The 1,585-nt window shown below is 58.8% G+C and carries 1 protein-coding gene; it reads right to left on the minus strand.

The genetic code is table 11. From position 1 onward, the window contains the following. On the minus strand, positions 1 to 1,585 hold a 1,585-nt coding region (locus tag RBA40_RS33155; RefSeq protein ID WP_306653149.1), incomplete at both ends, for an RHS repeat domain-containing protein.

Raw genomic sequence — 1,585 nt, forward strand, 5'->3', positions numbered from 1 at the left:
GTACCGACCCGTTTGCGGATCGTAGTCCCTGTAGTAGTTATAAAACAGGTTGGTGCTTCGGTCGTAGTACTGGCCTGGCATCCGCAAATTGAACGTAAAGGTGCCTGATCCGCTGAAATACTCGATTGGCGGCGTCAGTCCGAACGGATCACCATTGTCCCAGCGCCAGACGATCTTGTTGTCAAGCGAGCGCGTAATCATCCGTGGCGTTCCCAGATGATCCGGATGAATATGGAACACGTTAATCGCCGTGTTTTGGGCAGGGGCCGTACCCGTCACTGTCTGCGTCAGCACAGCCACCGGCAGGTTGCCCAGGTACACCGTATCGCGCGTCGCTTTGCCGTTGAGATAGCTGTACTCACCTACTAACTTACCCTGTTCATTGTAGACGAATATACCACCACCGTAAGTCTGGAATACACGCTGATCCAAGCCGTTGAACAGCTGGTGGGTGGTGACGGCACCATTCTGGTTCCTGTACGGGCGGCCCCGCCCGCTATAAGTGACGACGTGCGTGCCATCCGTCATCAGATCACCCGCGCCGTTATAGAGATTTGCCTTGGCCGGCCCCGGGCCGGTGGTCGCACTCAGCTTGTTGCTGAGCGGGTCGATGGTGTTCGTATAGCTGTTCGCTCCGAACCCGGCCTTGATGCGGTTACCGCTGGCATCGTAGGCGTAGGTCTGGCTGGTGCCGTTGCCGCTGTAGCTGGTCAGGCGATTCAACTCGTCGTAGCCGAAGGTCTGGTTCAGGCTGGCAGGGATGGGCGCCGTTCCTGTGCCGGCATGGGTGTATCCCTTGATGCGGCTGGCGGCATCGTAATTGACCGTGCGTACAACGCCATTCGCCGAAGGGCTTCCCAAGGTATAGCTGCTGATCCGGCCATCGAGGTCGTAGGTGCGCGCATGCGCGTACTCGTTTGCGGGAAGGCTATTGCCCCATGTCCAGCCGGTGGTGCCGCCAAACGGTGAGTAGGTGATGTTGTTCAGCAAAACAATACTGCTGTTGATGTTGATGTTGGTGCCGGTACCGTTGGCTGCCACCGGGTTCAGCGTGATGCTGGCGACCTGGCCCGCAGCGTTGTAGCCATAGTTAACGCGGTTCCCGCTCGGGTAGGTCACGCTCGCCAGCCGGCCGGCCGCATCGTACTCATAGGCAAGCGTATGCGTGTTGGTGTAACTCCCCAAACCGGTCGTGGTCTGGGCTTTGGTCGCGAGCCGCCCGAATGCGTCATAGGTATACGTCGTATAACCCGATTCATCCGTCATCCGCGTTATTTTTCCAGCCGCAGTCGGCGTCAGCTTGGCGTCGCCGTCGTACTCGAACGTGGTGCCGATGGTGCCCGTATAGTCGATCCGGGTCAGGCGGTTGAGCGCATCATAAAAATAGGTATTCGTTTTACCGCGGCCGTCGATGCGCGTTTTCAGGTTGCCGGCGGCATCGTAGGTCGACTTGGTCAGGCCCGTATCGGGGCTTCCCAGCTCGTTGCGGTTACCCAGTCCGTCAACGGCGTAACGCGTCTCTAGGTTGCGCGGATCGGTCACCGTCGCCACCTGGTCGATGCCGTCGTAACCATACCTGATGGTG

Source organism: Massilia pseudoviolaceinigra (assembly GCF_030846505.1).
GTDB classification, from domain to species: domain Bacteria; phylum Pseudomonadota; class Gammaproteobacteria; order Burkholderiales; family Burkholderiaceae_D; genus Telluria_A; species Telluria_A violaceinigra.